Origin of the sequence: Streptomyces sp. NPDC052040 (genome assembly GCF_044548405.1) — a bacterium.
GTDB lineage: Bacteria > Actinomycetota > Actinomycetes > Streptomycetales > Streptomycetaceae > Streptomyces.
This window is the reverse complement of record NZ_JBIUBV010000002.1, coordinates 242,749-267,115: the sequence shown is the minus strand read 5'-3', so window position 1 is coordinate 267,115 and position 24,367 is coordinate 242,749. Positions and strand designations below refer to the sequence as shown.

At 73.4% G+C, this 24,367-nt stretch carries 18 protein-coding genes; 13 read left to right on the top strand and 5 right to left on the bottom strand.

Translation table 11 applies throughout. From position 1 onward, the window contains the following. Positions 1-93: 93 nt before the first annotated feature. Positions 94-2,676 carry an aminopeptidase N gene (gene pepN / locus ACIHAA_RS07335; protein WP_399814130.1) on the top strand — a complete coding sequence of 861 codons (2,583 nt, stop codon included), beginning with the start codon at positions 94-96 and terminating at the stop codon, positions 2,674-2,676. A gap of 75 nt (positions 2,677-2,751) precedes the next feature. On the opposite strand, the gene ACIHAA_RS07330 is transcribed toward pepN, so the two are convergent. From ACIHAA_RS07330 to ACIHAA_RS07310, 5 genes are all read right to left on the bottom strand, one after another. Continuing rightward, the gene (locus ACIHAA_RS07330; RefSeq protein ID WP_399814128.1) at positions 2,752-4,239 is read right to left on the bottom strand and encodes an FAD-dependent monooxygenase; all 1,488 of its coding nucleotides are present in this window, start codon (positions 4,237-4,239) and stop codon (positions 2,752-2,754) included. A 210-nt stretch (positions 4,240-4,449) separates the two neighbouring features. Beyond that, positions 4,450-4,689 carry a hypothetical protein gene (locus ACIHAA_RS07325; RefSeq protein ID WP_399814126.1) on the bottom strand — a complete coding sequence of 80 codons (240 nt, stop codon included), beginning with the start codon at positions 4,687-4,689 and terminating at the stop codon, positions 4,450-4,452. Positions 4,690-4,785: 96 nt separating this feature from the next. After that, positions 4,786-6,933 carry a 4-alpha-glucanotransferase gene (malQ, locus tag ACIHAA_RS07320; RefSeq protein ID WP_399814124.1) on the bottom strand — a complete coding sequence of 716 codons (2,148 nt, stop codon included), beginning with the start codon at positions 6,931-6,933 and terminating at the stop codon, positions 4,786-4,788. Next, on the bottom strand, positions 6,934-7,194 hold the full coding sequence (locus ACIHAA_RS07315; protein WP_399814122.1) for a hypothetical protein: 261 nt from the start codon (positions 7,192-7,194) through the stop codon (positions 6,934-6,936). Positions 7,195-7,430: 236 nt separating this feature from the next. After that, entirely contained in the window at positions 7,431-7,967 is a 537-nt protein-coding gene (locus tag ACIHAA_RS07310; protein ID WP_399814120.1) for an HNH endonuclease, read from the bottom strand. A gap of 309 nt (positions 7,968-8,276) precedes the next feature. Between ACIHAA_RS07310 and ACIHAA_RS07305 the strand changes: the two genes are divergently transcribed. From ACIHAA_RS07305 to ACIHAA_RS07250, 12 genes are all read left to right on the top strand, one after another. Further along, positions 8,277-9,368: a mechanosensitive ion channel family protein gene (locus ACIHAA_RS07305; protein WP_399814118.1), complete on the top strand. Its 1,092-nt coding sequence runs from the start codon at positions 8,277-8,279 to the stop codon at positions 9,366-9,368. Positions 9,369-9,575: 207 nt separating this feature from the next. Continuing rightward, entirely contained in the window at positions 9,576-10,787 is a 1,212-nt protein-coding gene (locus tag ACIHAA_RS07300; RefSeq protein ID WP_399814116.1) for an ROK family protein, read from the top strand. 117 nt (positions 10,788-10,904) lie between these two features. Beyond that, complete coding sequence (locus ACIHAA_RS07295; protein ID WP_399814114.1) at positions 10,905-12,236, top strand: ABC transporter substrate-binding protein; 1,332 nt, start codon at positions 10,905-10,907, stop codon at positions 12,234-12,236. A gap of 2 nt (positions 12,237-12,238) precedes the next feature. Further along, entirely contained in the window at positions 12,239-13,180 is a 942-nt protein-coding gene (locus ACIHAA_RS07290) for a carbohydrate ABC transporter permease (protein ID WP_399814112.1), read from the top strand. Position 13,181: 1 nt separating this feature from the next. Continuing rightward, positions 13,182-14,075, top strand: a complete 894-nt coding sequence (locus tag ACIHAA_RS07285; RefSeq protein WP_399814529.1) for a carbohydrate ABC transporter permease — start codon at positions 13,182-13,184, stop codon at positions 14,073-14,075. 6 nt (positions 14,076-14,081) lie between these two features. Beyond that, complete coding sequence (locus tag ACIHAA_RS07280; RefSeq protein WP_399814110.1) at positions 14,082-15,347, top strand: 6-phospho-beta-glucosidase; 1,266 nt, start codon at positions 14,082-14,084, stop codon at positions 15,345-15,347. Continuing rightward, a complete protein-coding gene (locus ACIHAA_RS07275) occupies positions 15,338-16,342 on the top strand; it encodes an N-acetylglucosamine kinase (protein WP_399814108.1) in 1,005 nt (334 codons plus the stop codon). The genes ACIHAA_RS07280 and ACIHAA_RS07275 overlap by 10 nt, the downstream gene beginning before the upstream one ends. A gap of 311 nt (positions 16,343-16,653) precedes the next feature. Further along, on the top strand, positions 16,654-18,075 hold the full coding sequence (locus ACIHAA_RS07270) for a hypothetical protein (protein WP_399814106.1): 1,422 nt from the start codon (positions 16,654-16,656) through the stop codon (positions 18,073-18,075). A 14-nt stretch (positions 18,076-18,089) separates the two neighbouring features. Continuing rightward, a complete protein-coding gene (locus ACIHAA_RS07265; RefSeq protein ID WP_399814104.1) occupies positions 18,090-19,094 on the top strand; it encodes a glutamate ABC transporter substrate-binding protein in 1,005 nt (334 codons plus the stop codon). Positions 19,095-19,177: 83 nt separating this feature from the next. Beyond that, complete coding sequence (locus ACIHAA_RS07260; RefSeq protein WP_399814102.1) at positions 19,178-20,494, top strand: hypothetical protein; 1,317 nt, start codon at positions 19,178-19,180, stop codon at positions 20,492-20,494. Beyond that, positions 20,491-22,998: a tetratricopeptide repeat protein gene (locus ACIHAA_RS07255; protein ID WP_399814100.1), complete on the top strand. Its 2,508-nt coding sequence runs from the start codon at positions 20,491-20,493 to the stop codon at positions 22,996-22,998. The genes ACIHAA_RS07260 and ACIHAA_RS07255 overlap by 4 nt, the downstream gene beginning before the upstream one ends. 3 nt (positions 22,999-23,001) lie before the next feature. Next, on the top strand, positions 23,002-24,330 hold the full coding sequence (locus tag ACIHAA_RS07250) for a PP2C family serine/threonine-protein phosphatase (protein ID WP_399814098.1): 1,329 nt from the start codon (positions 23,002-23,004) through the stop codon (positions 24,328-24,330). The last annotated feature ends 37 nt before the right edge of the window (positions 24,331-24,367 follow it).

The window sequence follows — 24,367 nt, the reverse complement described above, 5'->3', positions numbered from 1 at the left end:
CCCCGGGGCCCCGCGACGGCCGCCGGATCATCGCCCAACGCCATGGCGGCATGGAAGGATGGCGCGACCCACACATATCGAGGAGATGACCGCGTGCCTGGCACAAACCTGACCCGCGAAGAGGCTCAGCAGCGGGCAAAGCTGCTCACCGTTGACTCGTACGAGATCGATCTCGACCTCTCCGGCGCGCAGGAGGGCGGCACCTACCGGTCCGTGACCACAGTGCGCTTCGACTCCGCCGAGAACGGGGCGGAGTCGTTCATCGACCTGGTGGCCCCGGCGGTCCACGAGGTGACGCTCAACGGTGACGCCCTGGACCCGGCCGAGGTCTTCAAGGACTCGCGGATCGCCCTGCCCGGCCTCCTTGAGGGCCGCAACATCCTGCGCGTGGTCGCCGACTGCGCCTACACCAACAGCGGCGAGGGCCTGCACCGCTTCGTCGACCCGGTGGACGAGCAGGCGTACCTGTACACCCAGTTCGAGGTGCCCGACGCGCGCCGGGTGTTCGCCTCGTTCGAGCAGCCCGACCTCAAGGCCACCTTCCAGTTCACCGTGAAGGCACCGGCCGGGTGGACCGTCATTTCCAACTCGCCCACCCCGGAGCCCGAGGACGACGTCTGGGTCTTCGAACCGACCCCGCGCATCTCGACGTACATCACCGCGCTGATCGTCGGCCCGTACCACTCGGTGCACAGCGTCTACGAGAAGGACGGGCGGACCGTCCCGCTCGGCATCTACTGCCGTCCCTCGCTCGCCGAGTTCCTGGACGCGGACGCGATCTTCGAGGTCACCCGGCAGGGCTTCGACTGGTTCCAGGAGAAGTTCGACTACGCGTACCCGTTCCAGAAGTACGACCAGCTGTTCGTGCCGGAGTTCAACGCGGGCGCGATGGAGAACGCGGGCGCGGTCACCTTCCGCGACCAGTACGTGTTCCGCTCGAAGGTGACGGACGCGTCCTACGAGGCCCGGGCCGCCACGATCCTGCACGAGCTGGCCCACATGTGGTTCGGCGACCTGGTCACCATGGAGTGGTGGAACGACCTCTGGCTGAACGAGTCGTTCGCCACCTACGCCGAGGCCGCCTGCATGGCGTACCACCCCGAGAGCCGCTGGCCGCACTCGTGGACGACCTTCGCCAACTCCATGAAGACCTGGGCGTACCGGCAGGACCAGCTGCCCTCCACGCACCCGATCATGGCGGAGATCAACGACCTGGACGACGTCCTGGTCAACTTCGACGGCATCACCTACGCCAAGGGCGCCTCGGTCCTCAAGCAGCTGGTCGCCTATGTCGGCATGGACGCCTTCTTCACCGGTGTGCAGGCCTACTTCAAGCGGCACGCCTTCGGCAACACCCGCCTGTCCGACCTGCTGGGCGCCCTGGAGGAGACCTCCGGGCGGGACCTGAAGACCTGGTCGCACCTGTGGCTGGAGACGGCGGGCATCAACGTCCTGCGCCCCGAGATCGAGACGGACGCGGACGGGGTCATCACCTCCTTCGCCGTGCGCCAGGAGGCCCCGGCGCTCCCGGCCGGTGCCAAGGGCGAGCCGACCCTGCGGCCGCACCGCATCGCCATCGGCCTGTACGACCTCGACGGCAGCGGCAAGCTGCGCCGGGCCGAGGACGGGCGGATCGAGCTGGACGTGGACGGCGAACTGACCGCCGTGCCGCAGCTGTCGGGCCGCCGCCGCCCGGCCGTGATCCTGCTCAACGACGACGACCTCTCGTACGCCAAGGTCCGTCTCGACGAGGAGTCGCTCGCCTTCGTCACCGAGCACCTGGGCGACTTCGACTCCTCGCTGCCGCGCGCCCTGTGCTGGGCCTCGGCCTGGGACATGACGCGGGACGCGGAGCTGGCGGCCCGCGACTACCTCGCCCTGGTGCTGTCCGGCATCTCCAAGGAGTCGGACATCGGTGTGGTGCAGTCGCTGCACCGCCAGGTGAAGCTGGCGATCGACCTGTACGCCGACCCGTCCGCGCGCGAGGCGCTGCTGACCCGCTGGACGGACGCCACCCTGGCCCATCTGCGGTCCGCCGAGCCGGGCAGCGACCACCAGCTGGCGTGGGCGCGCGCCTTCGCGGCGACCGCGCGGACGCCGGAGCAGCTGGACCTGCTGGACGCGCTGCTGGACGGTTCGCAGACGGTCGAGGGCCTGGCCGTGGACGCCGAGCTGCGCTGGGCGTTCGTGGAGCGGCTCGCGGCGGTCGGCCGCTTCGACGACGCGGAGATCGCGGGCGAGCTGGAGCGGGACCGCACGGCCGCGGGCGAGCGGCACGCGGCGACCGCCCGGGCGGCCCGTCCGACGGCCGAGGCCAAGGCGGAGGCCTGGGCATCGGTGGTCGAGTCCGACAAGCTGCCCAACGCCGTGCAGGAGGCGGTGATCGGGGGCTTCGTCCAGACCGACCAGCGTGAGCTGCTCGCGCCGTACGCCGAGAAGTACTTCGAGGCGGTCAAGGACGTCTGGGGCTCCCGCTCGCACGAGATCGCCCAGCAGATCGTGGTCGGGCTCTACCCGGCGGTCCAGGTGTCCGAGGAGACCACGCGGCGGACCGACGCATGGCTGGCGGCCGAGGAGCCGACCCCGGCGCTGCGCCGACTTGTCCTGGAGTCGCGCTCGGGTGTCGAGCGGGCGCTGCGGGCCCAGGCCGCGGACGCGGCGGCGGCGCGCGCGTAGCACCGCGGACCCGTTCCTGCGGCAGAGGGCGTCCGGCACCCGCCGGGCGCCCTTCGCCGTGCCCGGACCGCCGGATCACCCGGCCGTCGGCGGGCCCGTCCAGGTGAGCAGTGCCTCCTCGATGCGCTCGGCACCGGGCTCCTCGGACGCCCAGGCGATGTAGCCGTCGGGCCGCACCAGCACGGCGGTGCCGCGTCCGCTCGCCCAGTGCTCCACCGTGAGCCGGTCCGCCCGGCCGCCCTTCCCGCTGTCCGTGCCGGGCGGGGTGATCAGTACGAACCGGCCGCCGCGCAGGGCCTCGTAGAGCCGGCCGGTGGTCAGCGCGATGTCGGGGGCGCGCCGGCCGGTCAGCGGGTGGGCGCCGCGCGGGGCCGGATAGCGGTATCCGATGCCGGTGATCTGGCCGACCATGCTCCGCCGGGCCGGAGGGAACCGGTTGAGGACGGCGATCAGCGCGGCGCGCACCGCCCGGCTCCAGGGGCGCCGGACCATCGCCAGCCGGATGATCCCGCCGCTGCTGCGCAGTACGGCCCGGCCGACCGGGTGGCGCTCGGACTGGTAGGTGTCCAGGAGGGCGGGGTCCGCGTGGCCGTGCAGGACGGCGGCGAGCTTCCAGGAGAGGTTCGCGGCGTCCTGGAGGCCGGTGTTCAGTCCCTGGCCGCCCGCCGGGGAGTGCACATGGGCGGCGTCCCCGGCCAGCAGGACCCGGCCGACGCGGTAGGCGGGTGCCTGGCGCTCGTCGCTGTGGAAGCGGGACAGCCAGCGGGCGTCGCGCATGCCGTAGTCGCGGCCCAGCGAGAGACGGACGATCTCCCGGACCTCCTCCAGGCCGAGCGGCGCGGTGTCGGAGACGTTCCGGCCGCGGTGCCAGCCGATGACCCGGTACCAGCCGTCGCCGAAGGGCGCGATGAAGGCGAAGGCGTCCCCGACCGCGTTGGCGGTCAGCACCCGCTCGGGCTTCTCGTCGAGCAGGACATCGGCGAGGACCACGGAACGGATCACGGACCTGCCGGGGAAGGGCTGCCCGACGGCCCGGCGGACGGCGCTGTGCAGGCCGTCTGCGCCAACCGCGTACGCGGCCCGCAGCTCCTCGGCCCCGCCCCCGGCCCCGCGGACCCGGACGGTCACCCCGTCGGCGTCCTGGACCACCCCGGTAGCCTCGGTCTCGTACCGGAAGCGCACCCCGGCGTCGGCCGCCCGCCGCTCCAGCACCTTCTCCACCTCGTACTGCGGGATGACGAGGAGCTCGTTGAAGCGGGACGGGAGGCGGTCCAGGCGGATGGCGAGACGGTTGAAGAGCCGCAGGTCCGAGAGGGGTTCGCCGAGCGCCCGGAGTCCGTCGGCGAGACCTCGGGCGTCGAGCTGCTCCAGGGTGCGGGCGTGCAGCACGAAGGCGCGGGAGAGGTTGCTGATCCGGTGGGGCCGCTTCTCGACCACGGTGACGGGGACACCGGCGGCGGCCAGGTCACCGGCGAGAAGCAGACCGGTGGGACCGGCACCGACGACGAGGACCCCGGTGGGGGCGCTGTCGCCGGAAGCGGGTGTTCGGGTCGTGCCTGCCATCGCGGCCTCCTGGTGCGGGCGGACGTGGGCCGACGTGCGTTGAGGGGTGCCGGGAGGGGGTGGTTGCCGCGGTCCGGTGCCGGACCCCCTTGTACAACACGTCGAGGGAGTCCGCACGGCGGTCTGCCGTACGGACTCCCTCGACGGGGTGTTCGGGGACGCGAGGGCCGACGGGACCCGGGAGGGGGCCCCGCGGCTCCTCGGCGGGCCTCAGCCCTGCTTCGCCTGCTTGCGGGTCTTGTCGGTGACCATGACCAGGCCCGCGATGACCGCGAACAGCACCAGCGGCGCGGCGACATAGAGACCCAGGGTCTCGGCCACGCTCAGACCCTTGCCGGGGTCGTCGCCGTCGTCGCGCGCCAGCGCGAGCGCGGGGGACGACATGAGCAGCATCATCAGCGTCGTACCGGCAGCCAGGGCGCCGGCGCGCAGGGCGTTCTTCTTGTCCACGGTGCAAAAGTAGCGAACGCCCGGACCGGCCGCGCGCCCGGGGGTCCGCTTGACGCCCCGCACCCGTCCGGTGGAGCGGGCGGCCGCCCGGCCCGCTCACCCCGGCACCCCGTCACCGTCCGGTGCCCCGGCGGCCGGTGCGGGTCCGCCGCCGGGACTCTCCGGCCCGGTGACCGGCTCCCGCAGCACGTCCATGAGCGCGTGCAGCCGCGGGGAGGCCGCCAGTTCCTCCAGGGCGACCGGGCGGCCCTCGGCGTCCGCCATCGGCAGCCGCCAGTTGGGGTACTGGTCCCAGGTGCCCGGCAGGTTCTGCGGACGGCGGTCGCCCACCGCGTCCGGGAGCCAGACGCCGATCAGCCGGGCGGGGGTGCGCAGCAGATACCGGTGGACGGCTCGGACCTCCTGTTCCTCCGCGGCCACCGGATCACCCGCCGGGTCCTCCAGCAGTCCGAGCCGGGTCAGCAGGGCGAGCCACTCACTGGCGTCGGCGGCCGCCTCGGCGCGCTCCTCGGCCAGGGGGCGGGTCAGCAGCCCGAGCCGGTCGCGGAGGTCCACATGTTCGCCGGTGAGCCGGGCCGCGGTGGGCGGCAGATCGTGGGTGGTGGCCGTGGCCAGGCAGTCCTCCCGCCAGCTCGCGGGCGGCAGCGGCTGCCCGTCGCCCGTCCAGTCCCGCTCGAACCACAGCACGGAGGTGCCGAGCACCCCGCGCTCGTGCAGGGCCTCCCGCACCCCGGGCTCCACCGTCCCGAGGTCCTCCCCGATCACCAGGGCGCCCGCCCGGGCGGCCTCCAGGACCAGGACGGCGAGCATGGCCTCGGCGTCGTAGCGGACATAGGTGCCCTCCGTGGGCGGGCGGCCCTGCGGCACCCACCAGAGCCGGAACAGACCCATGACATGGTCGATGCGCAGGGCGCCCGCGTGCCGCAGGAGGGCGCGCAGCAGCCTCCGGTAGGGGGCGTACCCGGAGGCGGCGAGGCGGTCGGGGCGCCAGGGCGGCAGCCCCCAGTCCTGGCCGCGCGGATTGAAGGCGTCCGGCGGGGCGCCCACCGAGATCCCGGCCGCGAGGTACTCCGCCTGGGCCCAGGCGTCGGCCCCGCCGGGGTGCACACCGACGGCGAGGTCGTGGATCAGCCCGAGGGGCATCCCGGCGTCGCGCGCGGTGCGCTGGGCGGCGCCGAGCTGGGCGTCGGTCAGCCAGGCGAGCCAGCTGTGGAACCCGACGCGGTCGGCCAGTGCGGCGCGGGCGCGGGCGGTCTCGGGCGAGCGGGGGTCGTGCAGTCCGGCGGGCCAGGTGGCGGGGTCGGGGCCGTACGCCTCGGCGAGGGCGCACCAGGTGGCGTGGTCCGTCAGCGCCTCGCCCTCCTCGGCGAGGAATCCGGCGTAGGCGGCGCGCCGCCCGGGTCCCAGGGGCACGGCGTGCACGAGTTCGAGTGCGGCGCGCTTGAGGTCCCACACGGCGTCCCGGTCGATCAGGGCGCCCTTGTCGAGGACGGACTCCCGCAGCCGGGCCGCGCGTTCCAGCAGCGCCCGCATCCGGTCCTGGTCCTCGACGTGGGGGAACTCGGGGACGGCCTCGACGCGCAGATGCACGGGGTCCGGGTAGCGGCGCGAGGAGGGGCGGTAGGGGGAGGGGTCCGTCGGCGGGCCGGGCACGGCCGCGTGCAACGGGTTGACCTGCACGAATCCACTGCCGATGGTGCGTCCGGCCCAGGCGGCCAGCTCGGCGAGGTCACCGAGGTCGCCCATGCCCCAGGAGCGGTGGGAGAGCAGGGAGTAGAGCTGGACAAGCAGTCCGTGGGAGCGTCCGCCGGGCGCGGGGAGCCGGTCGGGGGCGGCGACGAGATGGGCCTCGGCGCCGCGGCCGTCGGGCGCGGTCGCGTACAGGGCGTGGACGCCGGGCGGGAGGCCCGCGGCGGACGACCGGGTCTGCCCCTGCTCGGTGACGATCCGCAGGCGGGTGCCCTCGGGCAGGGCGGCGAGGGCGGCGGGCGGTTGTCCGCCCCAGGCGACGACGGTGGGCGGCAGCAGCCGGGCGCGCAGTTCGCTCTCGCGGGCGGCGAGGGCGGTGCGTAAGGCGTCCGGGGTGTCCGCATCGACGCCGAGTGCCGCGAGGGCGGCGGTGACCGCGGCGTCCGAGGCCCGGACCGTGCGGTCCGGGGAGGGCCGGTAGGAGGTGGCGACGCCGTGCAGCGCCGCGAGCCGGTCCAGCGGGGTGCCCTCGGGCCCGGGCGCGGCCGCGGCCACCTAGAACTCCGTGGGGTCCGGGTGGGCGGCCGGGGGCTCGCTGGTCAGCGGTGTGGCGTCGGCGAGCGGGGGCTCACTGGTGAGCGGTTCGGCGTCGGGCAGCGGGGGCTCGCTGGTCAGCGGCACCTCGGCGCAGGCGACCTCCGCGCTGAGGACGCACAGCAGGGGGTCCGGCTCGGCGAACCTGCCGGTGGCGGGCAGACGGCCGGCCGGGACGCGTTTGGACAGGGCCGGAAGCGGGGGGTGGACCGATGCGGCCACGGGGGCCTCCTTCGTCGTACGACGGGTGCGGGTGAGGAGTGGCCTACCCAGTGGGCGCGCCCGCAGACGTACGAGGACGGACAACGTGCGTATCGTCACAGAACGTACCCGGTCGCCAGGGAGTGCGCACGCATCCCGGCCCGGGACAGGCGGAATCCCGCGGCCCGGGGCAGGCGGAATCCCGGGGCGCCCGGCCGTGGTGCCGCTCGCCCCGGGGAACGCGAAGGCCCGGACCGTCAGGCTGGGATGCCGTCGATCCGGGCGAGGGCGTCGTCCGCGCCGTACGGCTGCAAGTAGGGCAGCCAGCGCGGGTCCCTATGGCCGGTGCCGATGATGCGCCAGGCCAGCCCGGTGGGCGGCGCAGGTTTGTGATGGAGCCGCCAGCCGATCTCGAAGAGATGCCGGTCGGCTTTGACATGGTTGCAGCGGCGGCAGGACGCCACCACGTTGTCCCAGACGTGCTGACCACCGCGGCTGCGCGGAATGACGTGGTCGACGCTGGTTGCGACGCCACCGCAGTACATGCACCGGCCCCCGTCGCGGGCGAAGAGCGCACGACGGGTAAGAGGAACGGGCCCCCGGTAGGGAACCCGCACGAATCGCTTCAGCCGGACCACGCTGGGTGCGGGGACAGTGACGGTTGCGCTGTGCATGTATGCGCCGGTCTCCTCAAGACATACGGCCTTGTTCTCGAGGACGAGGACGAGCGCGCGGCGGAGCGGTACGACGCCGAGTGGCTCGTACGACGCATTGAGGACCAGGACGTGCGGCACGGATGCCTCCTTGTACGCCGGCGGCGCGTGGCTCGCGCCGGGACGATCTGACAGACAGTCTCCCCTCATGCCTGGTGGAAGCGCCACCATGTCCCGGTAACGGGCTGGGAGTGTTTTCGACCACACCGGAAGCATCCCCCGTTGTGCGCCCCCTTACTTCTCCGGGTGAGCACGGTCTCTCCCCGGTCCATCGGCGGGATCTCCGCACGATGCACCGTTAGTGTGGTGATTCTGCCGTCCGGTGACCTTCCCGTGACCTTGGCCGCGGGCGCCGGCGGTGGAGCTGGACCGCACCTGGAGGTATCCCTCGTGTCCTTGCCCGTTCTGTCGGCCGCCGGCGCCGTACCGTCCCCGTCGCCCTCGCAGACGACGGCCCCGGCCGTGCCCACGCTCCAGGACGCCCAGGAGAGCGCGACGAACGCCGCGAGCTGGGTCGAGCAGAACTGGTCCACCTGGCTCGCGATCGGCCTCAGGGTCGTGCTGATCCTGGTGGTCGCCGCCGTGCTGAGGGTGATGGTGCGGCGGGCGATAACGAAACTGATCGACCGGATGAACCGCACGGTCCAGGCGGTCGACGGCACGGCGCTCGGCGGTCTGCTGGTGAACGTGGAGCGCCGTCGGCAGCGCTCGCAGGCGATCGGCTCGGTGCTGCGCTCGGTGGCGTCCTTCCTGATCCTGGGCACGGCGGCGCTGATGGTGCTGTCGACCTTCCAGATCAATCTGGCGCCCCTGCTGGCCTCGGCCGGTGTGGCGGGTGTGGCGATCGGTTTCGGCGCGCGCAACCTGGTGACGGACTTCCTGTCCGGTGTGTTCATGATCCTGGAGGACCAGTACGGCGTCGGTGATGTCGTCGACGCGGGGGTGGCCTCCGGCGAGGTGATCGAGGTCGGCCTGCGGGTGACCAAGCTGCGCGGCGACGGCGGCGAGATCTGGTATGTCCGCAACGGCGAGGTCAAGCGCATCGGCAACCTCTCGCAGGGCTGGGCGACGGCCGGGGTGGATGTGACCGTCCGGGCGGCCGAGAACCTGGACCGGGTGAAGGAGACCCTCGACCAGGTCGCCGAGCGGATGAGCAAGGACGAGCCCTGGAACGAGCTGCTGTGGGGCCCGATCGAGATGCTGGGCCTGGACAGTGTGCTGCTGGACTCGATGGTGGTCCGGGTCACCGCGAAGACCATGCCGGGCAAGGCGCTGGCGGTGGAGCGCGAGCTGCGCTGGCGGATCAAGCGGGCCTTCGACGAGGCGGACATCCGGATCGTGGGCGGCGCCACGGCCCCGGCGGAGGCGGCCCTGCCCGATCCGGCGGCCACCACGGCGCCCCCGTCGGCGTACGCGAACACCGCCTCGCCCCAGTCGGAGGCGGCGGCCCCGATCCCGCCAGTGCGCCCGCCGGTGAAGTAGCGGCGCGCTCGTAGCGGCGCGTTCACGCTGCCGAGAGGCGGTCTCCGGAGTGTGCGGAGGCCGCCTCTCGGCGTTCCGGCAAGGGTCCAGGTAACGACTTGGTTGCCGCCCGTGGCCGGTATTGACGCCCCCGTGACCCCGGGCCTACGTTCCTCTCACCAATTGGAAAGTTTCCTAACAGTGATCTACAGGCAGGTGGCGACAGACATGGCAGGATCCGCCGGTACGCCGGGCACCCCGCGTGTGCTGCGCGCCATGAACGACCGGGCCGCCCTGGACCTCCTCCTGGAGCACGGCCCGCTCACCCGCACCCGCATCGGCAAGCTCACCGGCCTGTCCAAGCCCACCGCCTCCCAGCTCCTCGCCCGCCTCGAAGCGGCCGGGCTCGTCCTGATGACCGGCACCAGCGAGGGCCGCCCGGGACCGAACGCCCAGCTCTACGTGGTGAATCCGGCCGCCGCCCATGTCGCGGGACTGGATGTCACCCCCGAGCGGATCCGCGCCGCCGTCGCCGATGTCACCGGCCGCACGGTCGGCCGGTACGAGCTGCCCACCCCCGGCCGCCGCCCGGCACAGCCCGTCGCCCGGCAGGTCACCGACGCCCTCGGCGGCGCCGTGAAGGCCGCCGGGCTCGCCCTCGCCGATGTGCACCGGGTGGTCATCGGCACCCCGGGCGCCTTCGACCCCACCACCGGCCGACTGCGCTACGCCTCCCATCTGCCCGGCTGGCACTCCCCGGCGCTGCTCGACGAACTCGCCGCGGCCCTGCCGATGCCCGTCGAGTACGAGAACGACGTCAATCTGGTAGCCCTGGCCGAACAGCGGCTGGGCGCGGCCCGCGGCCACGACGACTTCGTGCTGCTGTGGAACGAGGGCGGTCTCGGCGCGGCCCTGGTGCTCGGCGGACGGCTGCACCGCGGCTGGACCGGCGGCGCCGGTGAGGTCGGCTTCCTGCCGGTACCCGGCGCGCCCCTGGTCCGCCAGGTGACCCGGGCCAACAGCGGCGGCTACCAGGAGCTCGCGGGCTCCCAGGCGCTGCCGGGGCTGGCCCGCGAGCTGGGCGTGGCGGACGTGCCCACGGGCCCGTACACCGAGGTCGCCGCCCAACTGGTCGCGCTGGGCGCCGACCATGCCTCGGGGCCCCACCGGCGCCTCCTGGAGACCTATGCGACCCGGCTCGCCACGGGTCTCGCCGCACTGGTCTCCGTACTCGACCCGGAACTCGTCGTCCTCAGCGGCACCTCGCTCACCGCGGGGGGTGAGCCGCTGCGGGCCCTGGTCCAGGCCGAACTGGAGGAGCTGGCCGCCTCCCGGCCGCGCCTCGCCGTCGGCGACGTACGCGAACACCCCGTCCTGCGCGGCGCGTTGGAGAGCGCGCTCGCCACCACCCGCGACGAGGTCTTCGACACCTCGCGCTGAGCACCCCCGCCCGACCGGCTCACCCCGCGCACACCCTTCCGGACCCCGCCCTCGCCCCCGCCGCACCACAGCACAGCGCGTCCCCTGTCCGACCCCCCGCCCCAGGGAGACCCCGTCATGCCCGAAACCATGCGGAAGATGTCTTGTGCCCTAGTCGCGTCCGTCGCGCTGCTCGCCACCGCCTGCACCGGTCAGCCCTCCTCCGGCGCCGACGACGACGCGTCCAAGGAGACCACCCTGAACTTCTGGCACGCCTGGAGCGCGCCCTCCGAGACCAGGGCCGTCAACGCGCTGGTGGCACGGTTCGAGAAGGCGCACCCGAACATCCATGTGAAGGTCGTCGCCAATATGACCGACGACAAGATCAACCAGGCGCTGCGCACCGGCGGCGACCGGGCGCCCGACGTCATCTCCTCCTTCACCACCAACAACGTCGGGAAGTTCTGCTCCTCCGGGGCCCTGGTCGATCTGAACCCCTTCTTCCGGAAGGCGGGCATCGACCCGGCGGCGACCTTCCCGAAGGCGATGAACGAGTACACCCAGTTCGACGGGGACCGCTGCACGGTGCCGCTGCTGGGCGACGCCTACGGGCTCTACTACAACAAGACCGCCTTCCGGAAGGCGGGCATCGCCGCCCCGCCGAAGACCTGGTCCGAGTTCGAGGCCGACGCCAGGAAGCTGACGGTCCCGGACGGCGACGGCTACCGGCAGCTCGGTTTCATGCCCGACTACCACGGCTGGGAGACCACCACCGAGCACTACCTCGCCCAGTTCTCCCCCACCTACTTCGGCGCCGACGGAACGTCGCGCCTCGCCGAGGACCCCGCCTTCACCGCCGGATTCACCCTCCAGAAGAGGCTGGTGGACGAACTCGGCGGCTTCCGGAAGCTGGAGAGGTACCGCGCGAAGCTGGGCGACGAGTGGGGCCCCAGGCACCCCTTCCACACCGGCCAGGTCGCCATGCAGCTCGACGGCGAATGGCGCCTGGGCATGGCCCTGGACGCCAAGCCGGACTTCGAGATCGGCGTGGCCCCGCTGCCCGTGCCCGACGACCGGGCCGACGAGTACGGCAAGGGCTACATCACCGGCACCATCGCCGGGATCGCCGCCACCAGCAGAAAGCAGAACGCGGCCTGGGAGCTGGTGAAGTACATGACCACGGACACGGACGCGGTGGTCGGCTTCGCCAACGACATCCACAATGTGCCCTCCACCCTGGCCGCCCTGAAGTCCCCCGCCCTGAAGGCCGACCCCCGCTTCAAGACCTTCCTGGACATCGCGGCCGACCCCGACTCCACCACCACCCCCGCCTCCCTCAACGGCGGCCAGTACCTGGTGACCATCCAGCAGTTCGGCTACGACTACGAGAGCGGCAAGGTCAAGGACCTCAGGGCGGGGCTGGCGAGCACGGCCCGGCAGATCGACACGGACATCGCGCAGGCGAAGTGACGATGACCGCCCCCACTCTCGCCGCCAGACGCCGCCGGGCGGCCCTCACCACCCTCGCCTTCATGTCGCCCTGGCTGATCGGCTTCGCGGTCTTCTTCGCGTATCCGCTGCTCTCGACGGTCTACTTCTCCTTCATGCACTACGACGGCTTCCGGCCGCCGACCTGGAGCGGAACCAGGAACTGGTCGTACGTCTTCGGGCACTACCCCCTCTTCTGGCCCGCGCTGCGCAACACCCTGTGGCTGGTCGTGGTCACGGTCACCCTGCGGGTCGTCTTCGGACTCGGGGTGGGCCTGCTCATCACCCGGATCAGAACCGGCACGGGCGTCTTCCGCACCCTCTTCTACCTGCCCTACCTCGCTCCGCCGGTGGCCGCCACCATGGCCTTCGCCTTCCTGCTCAACCCCGGAACCGGGCCGGTCAATTCGCTCCTGGGCGCGATCGGCCTCCCGGCGCCGGGCTGGTTCAACGACCCCTCCTGGTCCAAGCCCGCCCTCACCCTGCTGGCGCTGTGGGGCGTCGGCGACCTGATGGTCGTCTTCATGGCCGCGCTGCTGGACGTGCCGAGGGAGCAGTACGAGGCGGCCGCGCTGGACGGCGCCTCGGCGGGACAGCGCTTCCGCCATGTCACCCTGCCGAACATCGCCCCGATCGTGATGTTCGCCGTGGTCACCGGCGTGATCCAGGCCATGCAGTACTACACCCAGCCGCTGATCGCCGGAAAGGTCGCCTCGGGCGTGATCCAGGGCGCGGGCACCCAGTTCGAGCCGGGCTACCCCGACAAGTCCACGCTCACCCTGCCCCAGCTCGTCTACAACCTCGGCTTCCAGCGCTTCGACTACGGCTCCGCGTGCGTCGTCGCGCTGGTGCTCTTCGCCCTGTCGATGGTGTTCACCGCGTTTCTGATGCGGCGCCGGGGCGGCCTCAATCTGGCAGGTGACTGACATGACCCAGGTGCTCGGCACACGGGTGGAATCGAGGAGGACCGCCTCGCCCGCGGCCCGCGCAGCGCGCCGCGGGGCGCTGCTGGAGTGGATCGCGGTCCACTCCCTCGGGGTGGCCGCCGCCCTCTTCTTCACCCTGCCCTTCGTCTTCGTCCTCCTGACCTCGCTGATGAGCGACAGCCAGGCGCTCAGCCGGGATCTGGTCCCGCACACCTGGGAGTGGGGCAACTACCGCACGGTCCTCGATACCCCCGGCTTCCTCACCTGGTGGCGCAACACCCTGGTCTACGCGGGCCTGGGCACGGCCCTGACCGTGGTGTCCTCGGTCCCGGTCGCCTACGCCCTGGCCAAACTCCGCTTCCCGGGCCGGAATCTGTCCCTGATGCTGGTGATCTCGATGATGATGCTGCCTCCGCAGGTGGTGGTCATCCCGATGTATCTGTTCTGGGCGAAGCAGCTGGACCTGTCCGGCACCCTGTGGCCGCTGATCGTCCCGATGGCCTTCGGCGACGCCTTCTCCGTCTTCCTGCTGCGCCAGTTCCTGATGACCATCCCGAACGAGTACCTGGACGCGGCGAAGGTCGACGGCTGCGGGGAGCTGCGGACCCTGCTGAGGGTCGTCCTGCCCATGGCCCGGCCGGGCATCGCCGCCGTCGCGCTCTTCCAGTTCTTCTACGCCTGGAACGACTACTTCGGCCCCCAGATCTACGCCTCGGAGAACCCGGGCGCCTGGACGCTCAGTTACGGCCTGGAGTCCTTCAAGGGCGCGCACCACACCGACTGGAACCTCACCATGGCCGCGACCGTGCTGGTCATGGCCCCCGTGATCCTTGTCTTCTTCTTCGCCCAGAGGGCCTTTGTCGAGGGCGTCACGCTCACCGGAGTGAAGGGCTAGCACCGCATGAAACTGACCGTGGTCGGCGGAGGCTCGACCTACACACCCGAACTCGTCGACGGCTTCGCCCGGCTGCGGGACACCCTGCCGGTGGAGGAACTGGTCCTGGTCGACCCGGCTGCCGAGCGGCTGGAGCCGGTGGGCGGCCTCGCCCGGCGCATCCTCGCCCGGCAGGGCCACCCCGGCCGTGTGGTGACGACGAGCGACCTGGACGCGGGCATCGAGGGCGCCGACGCCGTACTGCTCCAGCTGCGGGTCGGCGGGCAGGCCGCGCGGCAGCAGGACGAGACCTGGCCGCTGGAGTGCGGCTGCGTCGGGCAGGAGACCACCGGCGCGGGGGGCCTCGCCAAGGCGCTGCGCACGGTGCCGGTGGTCCTCGGCATCGCCGAGCGCGTCCGCCGCGCCAACCCCCGGGCCTGGATCGTCGACTTCACTAACCCGGTGGGCATCGTGACCCGGGCGCTGCTGAACGAGGGCCACCGGGCGGTCGGCCTGTGCAATGTGGCGATCGGCTTCCAGCGGAAGTTCGCCGCCCTGCTCGGCGCCGCCCCCGCCGAGGTGCACCTCGACCATGTGGGGCTCAACCACCTCACCTGGGAGACGGGTGTACGGCTCGGCGGCCCCGAGGGCGAGAACGTCCTGCCCAAGCTGCTCGCCGAGCACGGGGACGCAGTCGCCGGGGATCTGCGCCTGCCGCGCTCCCTGATCGACCGCCTCGGCGTGGTCCCCTCGTACTATCTGCGCTACTACTACGCGCACGACGAGGTCGTGGCAGAGCTGCGCGGCAGGCCCTCCCGGGCGGCGGAGGTGGCCGCCATGGAGCGGGAGCTGCTGCGGATGTACCGCGACCCGGCGCTCGACGAGAAGCCCGCGCTGCTCGCCAGGCGGGGCGGCGCCTACTACTCGGAGGCCGCCGTGGACCTCGCCGCCTCCCTGCTGACCGGCGGGGGCACGCCGTACCAGGTGGTGAACGCGTACAACCGCGGCACGCTGCCCTTCCTGCCGGACGACGCGGTGATCGAGGTGCAGGCCGCCGTCGGACCGCAGGGCCCGGTCCCGCTGCCGGTGCCGGCGGTGGACCCGCTGTACGCGGGGCTGATGGCACAGGTGACCGCGTACGAGGAACTGGCCCTGGAGGCGGCTCTGCACGGCGGACGCGACCGGGTCTTCCGCGCGCTGCTCGCCCACCCGCTGATCGGCCAGTACTCCTCCGCCGACGCCCTCACCGACCGGCTGATCGCGCACAACCGGGAGCATCTCGCGTGGGCCTGACCGCGAGCGTCCTCGCCATCGACGCGGGCAACAGCAAGACCGACGTGGCCGTCGTGGGCCCCGGCGGCGAGGTGCTCGGCGCCGCGCGGGGCGGGGGGTTCCGGCCACCGGCCGTGGGTGTGGAGGCGGCCGTGGACACCCTCGCCGAGGCGGTGTCCCGGGCCTTCGCCGAGGCCGGGGCCGTCTCCGTGAGCCATGTCTCGGCCTGTCTGGCCAACGCCGATCTCCCGGTGGAGGAGCGGCAGTTGACGGCCGCCCTGGAGGCGCGGACCTGGGGCGGGACCGTGGAGGTCCGCAACGACACCTTCGCGGTGCTGCGGGCCGGGGTCGCCGAGCCCCGGGGGGTGGCGGTGGTGTGCGGCGCGGGCATCAACTGCGTCGGGATGCGGCCCGACGGACGCACCGCCCGCTTCCCTGCGATCGGCCGTATCTCGGGCGACTGGGGCGGCGGCTGGCAGCTGGCGGAGGAGGCCCTGTGGTGGGCGGCGCGCGCGGAGGACGGGCGGGGCGGCCCCACGGCCCTGGCCCGCACCCTGCCCGCGCACTTCGGGCTGGGCTCCATGGGCGCGCTGATCGAGGCGCTCCATCTGGAGCGGATCCACTCCGAGCGGCGCCATGAGCTGACGCCGGTGCTCTTCGCCACCGCCGGAGAGGGCGACCGGGTGGCCCGCGCGATCGTGGACCGGCTCGCGGAGGAGGTGGTGGCGATGGCCGTGGTCGCACTGACCCGGCTGGACCTGCTCCGGGAGGAGACCCCGGTCCTGCTCGGCGGCTCGGTCCTGGCCGCCCGCCACCCTCAACTGGACGGCCATATCCGTGAGTTGCTGGGCGGTCCGGCCCCCCGGGCGGTCCCGCGGGTGGTCAGCGCCCGCCCGGTGCTCGGCGCCGCGCTCCTCGGACTGGACCGCCTGGGAGCGCCACGGGAGGCACACGCACGGGTGCGCGCCCACTACGAACACGACGGCACCCGGGGGACGGACGGGGCGGCGGCCTGATGCTGGAGGGGCAGGTGCCTGATCCTGGCGGGACGGGTGCCTGACCCTGGCGGGCGGGTGCCCGGGGCCCGCCGTGCGGGTCGCCCGCCCCGCCGGGGAACCGAACACCAGAACATCGCGTGTTCCAGGACAGGGGGGCGGGCACCGGGCGCCGTGAGCCCGGCGTTCCGCACATACCCTGCGATCCGGAAAGAAGATCGCATAAGGCCTGTTCGGATGCCGGTCCCGACGGCGATACTTGCCGCCGTGCGCCCTCGCCCGCCAGGTGCCCGGGCGACGGCGGGCGTTGGGATGACCATGGGGGAGGTCGAGTGACACATCCGCAGCGGGCGGGCGCGCCGCCGGTGCCGCCCACCGCGCATCCCTCCGCGTCCACCACACCTCCCTCCGCGCCCGCCACCCCGGCCCCGGCCCGCGCGGCCTTCGCCGAGGGCGTGGACCGGCTGCGGGCCGCCGCGACCACCGAGCCCGGACGGCTGCGGGCCGTCGGCGCCGTCCTCGCCACCCTGGTCATCGCCTTCGGCGCGGTCACCGCCTGGCAGACGACGGACCGCGCGCAGGCCACGGACGACGTGCTGCACAGCAGTCAGCCGCTGAGCGCCGGGGCGGCCGGCATCTACCGCTCCCTCGCGGACGCCAACACCACGGCCTCCAGCGGCTTCCTGGCGGGCGGCCAGGAGCCCCGCGCCACCACGGACCGCTATGAGAAGGACATCGCGGCCGCCGCCTCGGGCCTGGTCACCGCGGCGGCGGGCACCACCCCCGGCTCCCCCGCCGCGGACACCGTCGCCCGGCTCACCACCCTTCTGCCGCAGTACAAGGGCCTGGTGGAGCGGGCCCGCGCCAACAACCGCCAGGGCTTCCCGGTGGGCGGCGCCTATCTGCGGGCGGCCGACGAGCTGATGCAGCGCCAGATGCTGCCCGCCGCGCAGGACCTGTACACCCAGGAGAACCGGCGGCTGCGCTCCGACTACGCGGACGCCACCCCGTATCCCTGGTGCGCCATCGTCCTCGGTGTGCTCGCGCTGGCCGCCCTCGGCTGGGCCCAGCGGCGCCACTTCCTGCGCACCAACCGGGTGCTGAACCAGGGCCTGGCCGCCGCCACCGCGGCCACCGCCGTCGCCCTGCTGTGGCTGGTGGCGGGGCACAGCGCGGCCCGCGCCGGGCTCGACTCCTCCTACAACCACGGGGTGCGGTCGCTGGCCGTGCTGCACGACGCGCGCATCGCCTCCCTGAACGCCCGCGGCAACGAGAACCTGACCCTGGTCAACCGGGGCGCCGAGACGAAGAGCCTGCCCGACGGCACGGTCGAGGACGCCTACGACTACGCCTTCCAGCAGGACATGCGGACCCTCTCCGGCGCGCTCGCCGAGGCCGGGTCCCTGGCCGACGACGCGGCGGGCAGGGAGCCCGTGACGGCCGCCGTCGGCAGTATGAAGGTCTGGCAGCAGCGCCACGGTGAGGCGCGGACCGCCGACGACGACGGCAACTACCAGGCGGCCCTGGACAAGGTCATCGGCTCGGCGGCGGACCGGCCGACGGGCGAGTGCTTCGACAGCGTGGACGCCAGTCTGGCCAAGGCGCTGGACCACGAGGAGAGCGAATTCGAGCGGGCGGCGGGCGACGGCCGGGACGCGCTGACCGGACTCCCGCCGGGCGCCGCGGTCCTCGCCCTGCTGGGCGCGGCCGGGGCGCTGCTGGGCATCGGGCGCAGGCTTTCGGAGTACCGGTGAGAGGGGGAGCGGTCATGGTCGCACGCCGCCTGAGGGCAAGCCTGAGGGGCTGGGGCGGTGTGGGCACGATGGTCCTCGCCTGTGTCCTCGCCGTGCTGTTCGCGCTGTCGCTGCCGCTCGCCCGCGCGAGCCGGGACGGCTCCACCGGCACCGGCGGCCCGGGCCTCACCGAGGCCACCCAGGCCAGGTCGGAGGACTGCGGCGGACACCCCGAGCGGATGAGCCTCCCGCCCTCCGCCGCCGACGGGGGCCCCAAGGTCCAGGAGATCAAGCGGCGCGGCTATCTGTCGGTGGGCGTCGACCAGAACAGCTACCGCTGGGGCTACCGCGACCCCAGCACCCCGGGCGGTGACCTGGAGGGCTTCGACATCGACCTCGCTCGCGAGATCGCCCGCCGGATCCTCGGCAGCCCGGACGCGGTCCGCTTCCACGCCATTCCCACCAACCAGCGCATTCCCGCGGTCCGCAGCGGGCAGGTGGACATGGTGGTGCGCACCATGACGATCACCTGCGACCGGCTGGACGAAGTCCGGTTCTCCGACCCGTACTTCGTCACCGGCCAGCAGGTCCTGGCGCCGAAGTCCTCCCGGATCACGGGCTACGACACCTCGCTCGCGGGCAAGCGGATCTGCTCCGCGGCGGGCTCCACGGCCGCCGCCCGGCTGGCCGGGGACAGGAAGTCCGGCAGGCTCCCCGCCTCCACCGACATCTCCACCACCGTCCCCAACCAACTGGACTGTCTGGTCAAGCTCCAACTGGGCGAGGTGGACGCGGTCGTCACCGACGGTGCGCTGGCCGCGAGCCAGGCGGCCCAGGACCCGACCGTCGAACTCAAGGGGAAGCCCTTCACGACCGAGTACTACGGAGTGGCGATGAACAAGGAGGCCAAGGACCTGGTGCAGCGGGTCAACCAGGTCCTGGTGGACTATCTCGCGACCGGCTGGGGGGCCTCGTACACCAAGTGGCTCTCCCCCACCCTGGGCCCCGACGCGGCGGCCTCCCGGCCACCGTCCTCCTGACCGGCCCGACCGAGCTGATACCACTGGAGAGTTGCCCCGGCGCACCCACATCGCACGGGCACGAGCAGAGCGAGAGGTGATCGATGGGCGTCACGGGACCCACCGGGCCGGTACTGGACCGGGACGAGGTGGACCGTGCGCTGGCGCGGCTCGGCGCGGAGCACGAGGCCATAGAGACCTCGCTCCTCGCCCTCCAGGACCACGCGGGCCGCAGACTCCTCGAAGGTGCCGCGCTGACCGGAGTGACCAAGGAGCGCTGGGCGTCGGCGGAGGCGTCGATCACCCTGCTCTGGACGTACTTCGACGCCTACACCGGCGCCCTGCGCCGCGCCCGCGACATCCGCGCCCGGCGGCGCTGGTCCAGCCGTGAGGACCTGGCCGAACTGACCGGGCTGCTGCGCGGCGAGAGCGTCACCGTCGCGGGCGGTGCCACGGCGGCCGCGGCGGGCGGCACGGCCGCCGGAAAGCTGAGCGAGCACATCAGCCTGGCCGGGCTCGTGGAACGGATGAACGAGCTGTACGCCACCTCGCTCGACCTGGTCGTCGCCGCCGACGCGGTGTGGTCGGCGCTGCCCGCCCGGATCGATTTACTGGCCGCGGAGCTCCAGCGCACCCGGCGGCTCGCGCACTCCGTCGGGGTGCGCCCCGGCGAGCACCCGGCGGCCGACGACCTGGAGCGGATCACCCGGACCCTGACCAGGCTGCGCGAACAGGTGGTCTCCGACCCGCTGGCGTACTGGTCGCCCGCCCAGGGCAGTTCGGCACCCGGCGGCGGCCGCCCCGACACCACGGTCTACGACCGCGAGGCACGCGCCCTGGAGGAGGTGCGCCGGGAGATCGACGCCGTACTGACGGTACGCCAGGATGCCGAGCTGCGACTGGTCAAGCTGCGCGATCTGCTCAGCCGCGCGGACCGCACCCTCGCCGAGGCGCGCAGTGCGCGCGGCGAGGTCCTCGCCAAGATCGCCGCCTCGGAGGTCCCCGCGGTCAGCGGCCCGCCGACCGCGCTCCAGGAGCAGCTGGCGACCGCCGCTGAGTACCGCAGGCACGCCCAGTGGCACCGCCTCTCCCCGCTGCTGGAGTCCCTGGAGGAGCGGGCGGAGGACGAACTGCTGCGCGCCCGCGAGTCGTTGACGGCGGTCACCGCGCCGCTCGCGGTCCGCGCGGAGCTGCGCGGCCGGCTCGACGCGTACCGGGCGAAGGTGGCCCGGCACGGGCTCGCCGAGGACCCGCTGCTGATCGAGCGGTACGACGCGGCCCGCCGGATGCTGTGGAGCGCGCCCTGCGATCTGCGGGTCGCCGGGCAGGCGGTGCAGCGCTACCAGCACGCGGTCGCCGAGTTGCTCGGCCAGCGCGTGCCCCGGCAGGGTGAAGGGGCCGACCGGAGGGAGGAAGCATGAGCCGGGCGGGGCGGACCTGCCAGCGGCCCGGCTGCACGGGCTCCTATGAGGACATGGGCGGCGGCGAGCTGTACTGCGACACCTGCGGCCTGGCACCGGTCGTCTCGGCGGCGGAGCCGTCCGGCGGCGCCTCCCGGGGCCCGGACGGCGCCGCCTCGGGGCCGAGTTCCCGTACGTCCTCGCGCTCCTCGGGGTCCTCGCAGTCCCGGCGCTCGGTGTCCGGACGGCTGACCGGCCGGTCCACCGGACGCTCGGTGTCGGTGCGCAGCTCCGGCTCCACGGGCACGGGCTCCGGGCGCGGCCGCCTCGGTCTCGGCCTGGTGCAGGTCCCGGACGTCCCCCGGCCCGACCCGCGGGGCATGGTGCTGGAGAAGCCCGAGGTGCCCGAGCGCAGACGGTACTGCTCGCGCTCCGACTGCGGCGCCCCGGTCGGCCGCGCCCGCGGCGAACAACCGGGCCGCACCGAGGGGTTCTGCACCAAGTGCGGCCACCCCTACTCCTTCGTGCCGAAGCTGCGCTCCGGGGACGTCGTGCACGGGCAGTACGAGGTGGCGGGCTGCCTCGCGCACGGCGGCCTCGGCTGGATCTATCTCGCGGTGGACCGCGCGGTCTCCGACCGGTGGGTGGTCCTCAAGGGCCTGCTGGACACCGGCGACGAGGACGCGATGGCCGCGGCGATCTCCGAACGCCGCTTCCTGGCCGAGATCGAACACGCCAACATCGTGCGCATCTACAACTTCGTGGAACACCTCGACCAGCGCACGGGCTCGCTCGACGGCTACATCGTCATGGAGTACGTCGGCGGCAAGTCGCTGAAGGAGATCGCGAACGAGCGGCGCACCCCCGAGGGGCGGCGCGATCCGCTGCCGGTGGAACAGGCGTGCGCCTACGGCATCGAGGCCCTGGAGGCGCTCGGCCATCTGCACAGCCGCCATCTGCTGTACTGCGACTTCAAGGTCGACAACGCCATCCAGACCGAGGACCAGCTCAAGCTGATCGACATGGGCGCGGTGCGCAGGATGGACGACGTGGAGTCGGCCGTCTACGGCACGGTCGGCTACCAGGCCCCCGAGGTCGCCGGGACCGGCCCGTCGGTGGCCAGCGACCTCTACACGGTCGCGCGCACCCTCGCGGTCCTCACCTTCGACTTCCCCGGCTACACCACCGTCCACGCGGACTCGCTGCCCGACCCGGCCACCGTCGAGGTCCTCCACCGCTACGAGTCCTTCTACCGGCTGCTGGTGCGCGCCACCGACCCCGACCCGGCCCGCCGCTTCGCCTCCGCCGAGGAGATGGCGGAACAGCTCACCGGGGTGCTGCGGGAGGTCGTGGCCCTCCAGACGGGACGGCCCCGGCCCGCCCTGTCGACGCTCTTCGGACCGGAACTGCGGGTGACGGAGACGGAGTTGTTCCCCCGGCTGGACGGGGACGTGTCCCGCCTGGGCGCGAGGGCGGTCCCGCCCCGGCGCGGCCGCGCGGGGTGGTCCGCGATCGGGGGGCGGGCCGCCGCCACGGCGCCTTCGTCCGCCCTCGCCGCCACGCCCGCCATCGCCGCCATGGCCGTCAAGGCGGTAGACACCGCCGCGGCCGCGCTGGCACTGCCGGTGCCCCTGGTCGACCCCGGTGACCCCAACGCCGGTTTCCTGGCCGGTCTCATGACCTCCGCGCCCGGCGAGCTGATCGCCGCGCTGCGCGCCGCCCCGGCGGCCTCCCCGGAGCTGCGGCTGCGTGAACTGCGGGCCCTGCTGGAGACGGGCGAGCGGGACGGCGCGGCACGGACGCTCGCGGACCTGGAGGCGGACCACCCGGACGACTGGCGGGTCGTCTGGTACCGCGGGGTCACCGCGCTCGCCACCGCCGACCACGCGGCCGCCGCGCTCTCCTTCGAGGCGGTCTACGACGCCTTCCCCGGCGAGCCCTCCCCCAAGCTGGCCCTCGGGCTGTGCGCGGAGGTCCTCGGCCAACTGGACAACGCGGCCGAGTACTACGGGCTCGTATGGACCACCGACCCCAGCCATGTCGGCGCCGCCTTCGGCCTGGCCCGGGTCCGGCTCGCCTCGGGGGACCGCGCCGCCGCCGTACGGACCCTGGAGTCCGTGCCGGAGGCGTCCATCCACTACACCGCGGCCCGCGTCGCCGCCGTACGGGCGCGGCTGCGGCAGCGGAGCGGCCAGGGGCCGGACCCGGCCTTCCTGGACGATCTGATGGCCGCCGCGGGGCAGGTTCAGGCGCTGGAGGCGTACGGCCTGGACGCCGTACGCCGCGAGCAGTTGTCCACAGAGGTCCTCGGGTGTGCCCTGGACTGGGTACTCTCCGGTAGCCAGGACTCCGCACCGTCCGCGGCGGGCGGGCGCGCGCTGCTCGGCAGTGACCTGGACGAGCGCGGCCTCCGCTTCGGCCTGGAGCGCTCGTACCGGACGCTCGCCAGGCTCGCGCGGGCCGGCGAGGAGAGGAACGACCTGGTGGAACGTGCAAACCGTTACCGCCCCCGGACGTGGGTGTGATCGATGTCGCAAATGCCCCAGCCGACGGCCCTTTCGAGGTGCCCCAGTTGTGAGGAGCCCCTCGAGTCGGGCGACCGCTACTGCGGCGCCTGCGGGTACGACCTGTCGACGGTGCCCGCACCTCCCCCCGATCCGCCGACCCTCGCCATGAACGGCACGGTGCCCCGTCCGGCCCCGGGGGGCGCCCCGGTGGACTGGCCCGTCGCCCCGGCGGCGGGCGGCCAGGAGGAGCCCGCCCCCGTGCATCTGCCGACGGACCTCGCGGACACCGACTCCGGCGGCTCGCACGGTCCCGGGGCGGCCCCGGACGAGGGCGCCTCCCGGGGCGTACGGCTGGACCGGGCCGCGGAGCCCGAGGAGTACCCGCTCCCGGCGCCCCGGCCCGCCGACCCGCACCCCGCGGCGCCCCCCGGTGCCGCGAAGTTCTGCGTGGCCTGCCGCTCCGGCCTCGTGGACGGCGACGGCTACTGCGAGCACTGCGGTCATGCCCAGCCGCGCGAACGGGACCATGTGGAGCAGGACATGGGCCCGGCCGCCGCGATCAGCGACCGCGGTCTGCGCCACCACCGCAACGAGGACGCGTTCGCGCTCTCCCGCAGCGTGCTGCCCGACGGATCGGCCGCCCTCGTCACGGTCGTCTGCGACGGGGTGTCCTCCGCGACCCGCCCCGACGACGCCTCCCTGGCCGCCGCCCGGGCGGCCAACGAGGCGCTCCTCGCGGCCCTGCCCTGCGGCACCCACCCCCAGCAGGCCATGCACGACGCGATCGTGGCCGCCTCGGGCGCCGTCAACGCGCTGGCCGCCGAGCCGGAGACGGCCCAGGAGCACGCCCCCCACCAGAACGCCCCCGCCTGCACCCTGGTCGGCGCCGTGGTCACCCCGGACCTGCTGGTGGTCGGCTGGGTCGGCGACAGCCGTGTCTACTGGGTCCCGGTGGACCGCGCCGCTCCCCCGGCCCGGCTGACCGAGGACGACTCCTGGGCCGCCCAGATGGTCGCCGCGGGCCTGATGAGCGAGGCCCAGGCCTACGCCGACGAGCGCGCCCACGCGATCACGGGCTGGCTCGGCGCGGACGCCTATGAACTGGAGCCGCACACCGCGTCCTTCAAACCGGACCGGCCGGGCATGGTGGTGGTGTGCACGGACGGCCTGTGGAACTACGCCGAGGCCGCGGAGGAGATGGCCGACGTGCTGCCCGCCGACGCGCACCACCGCCCGCTGCACGCCACCCGGGTGCTGCTGGGACACGCCTTGGACGGCGGGGGCCACGACAACGTAACAGTGGCGGTGCTCCCGTTCCCGGCCCCTTCGCAGGGGGCAGGATCCGCCTGACGGGTGTCCCGGACACCCTCGGGGGCGGCGGACCGGC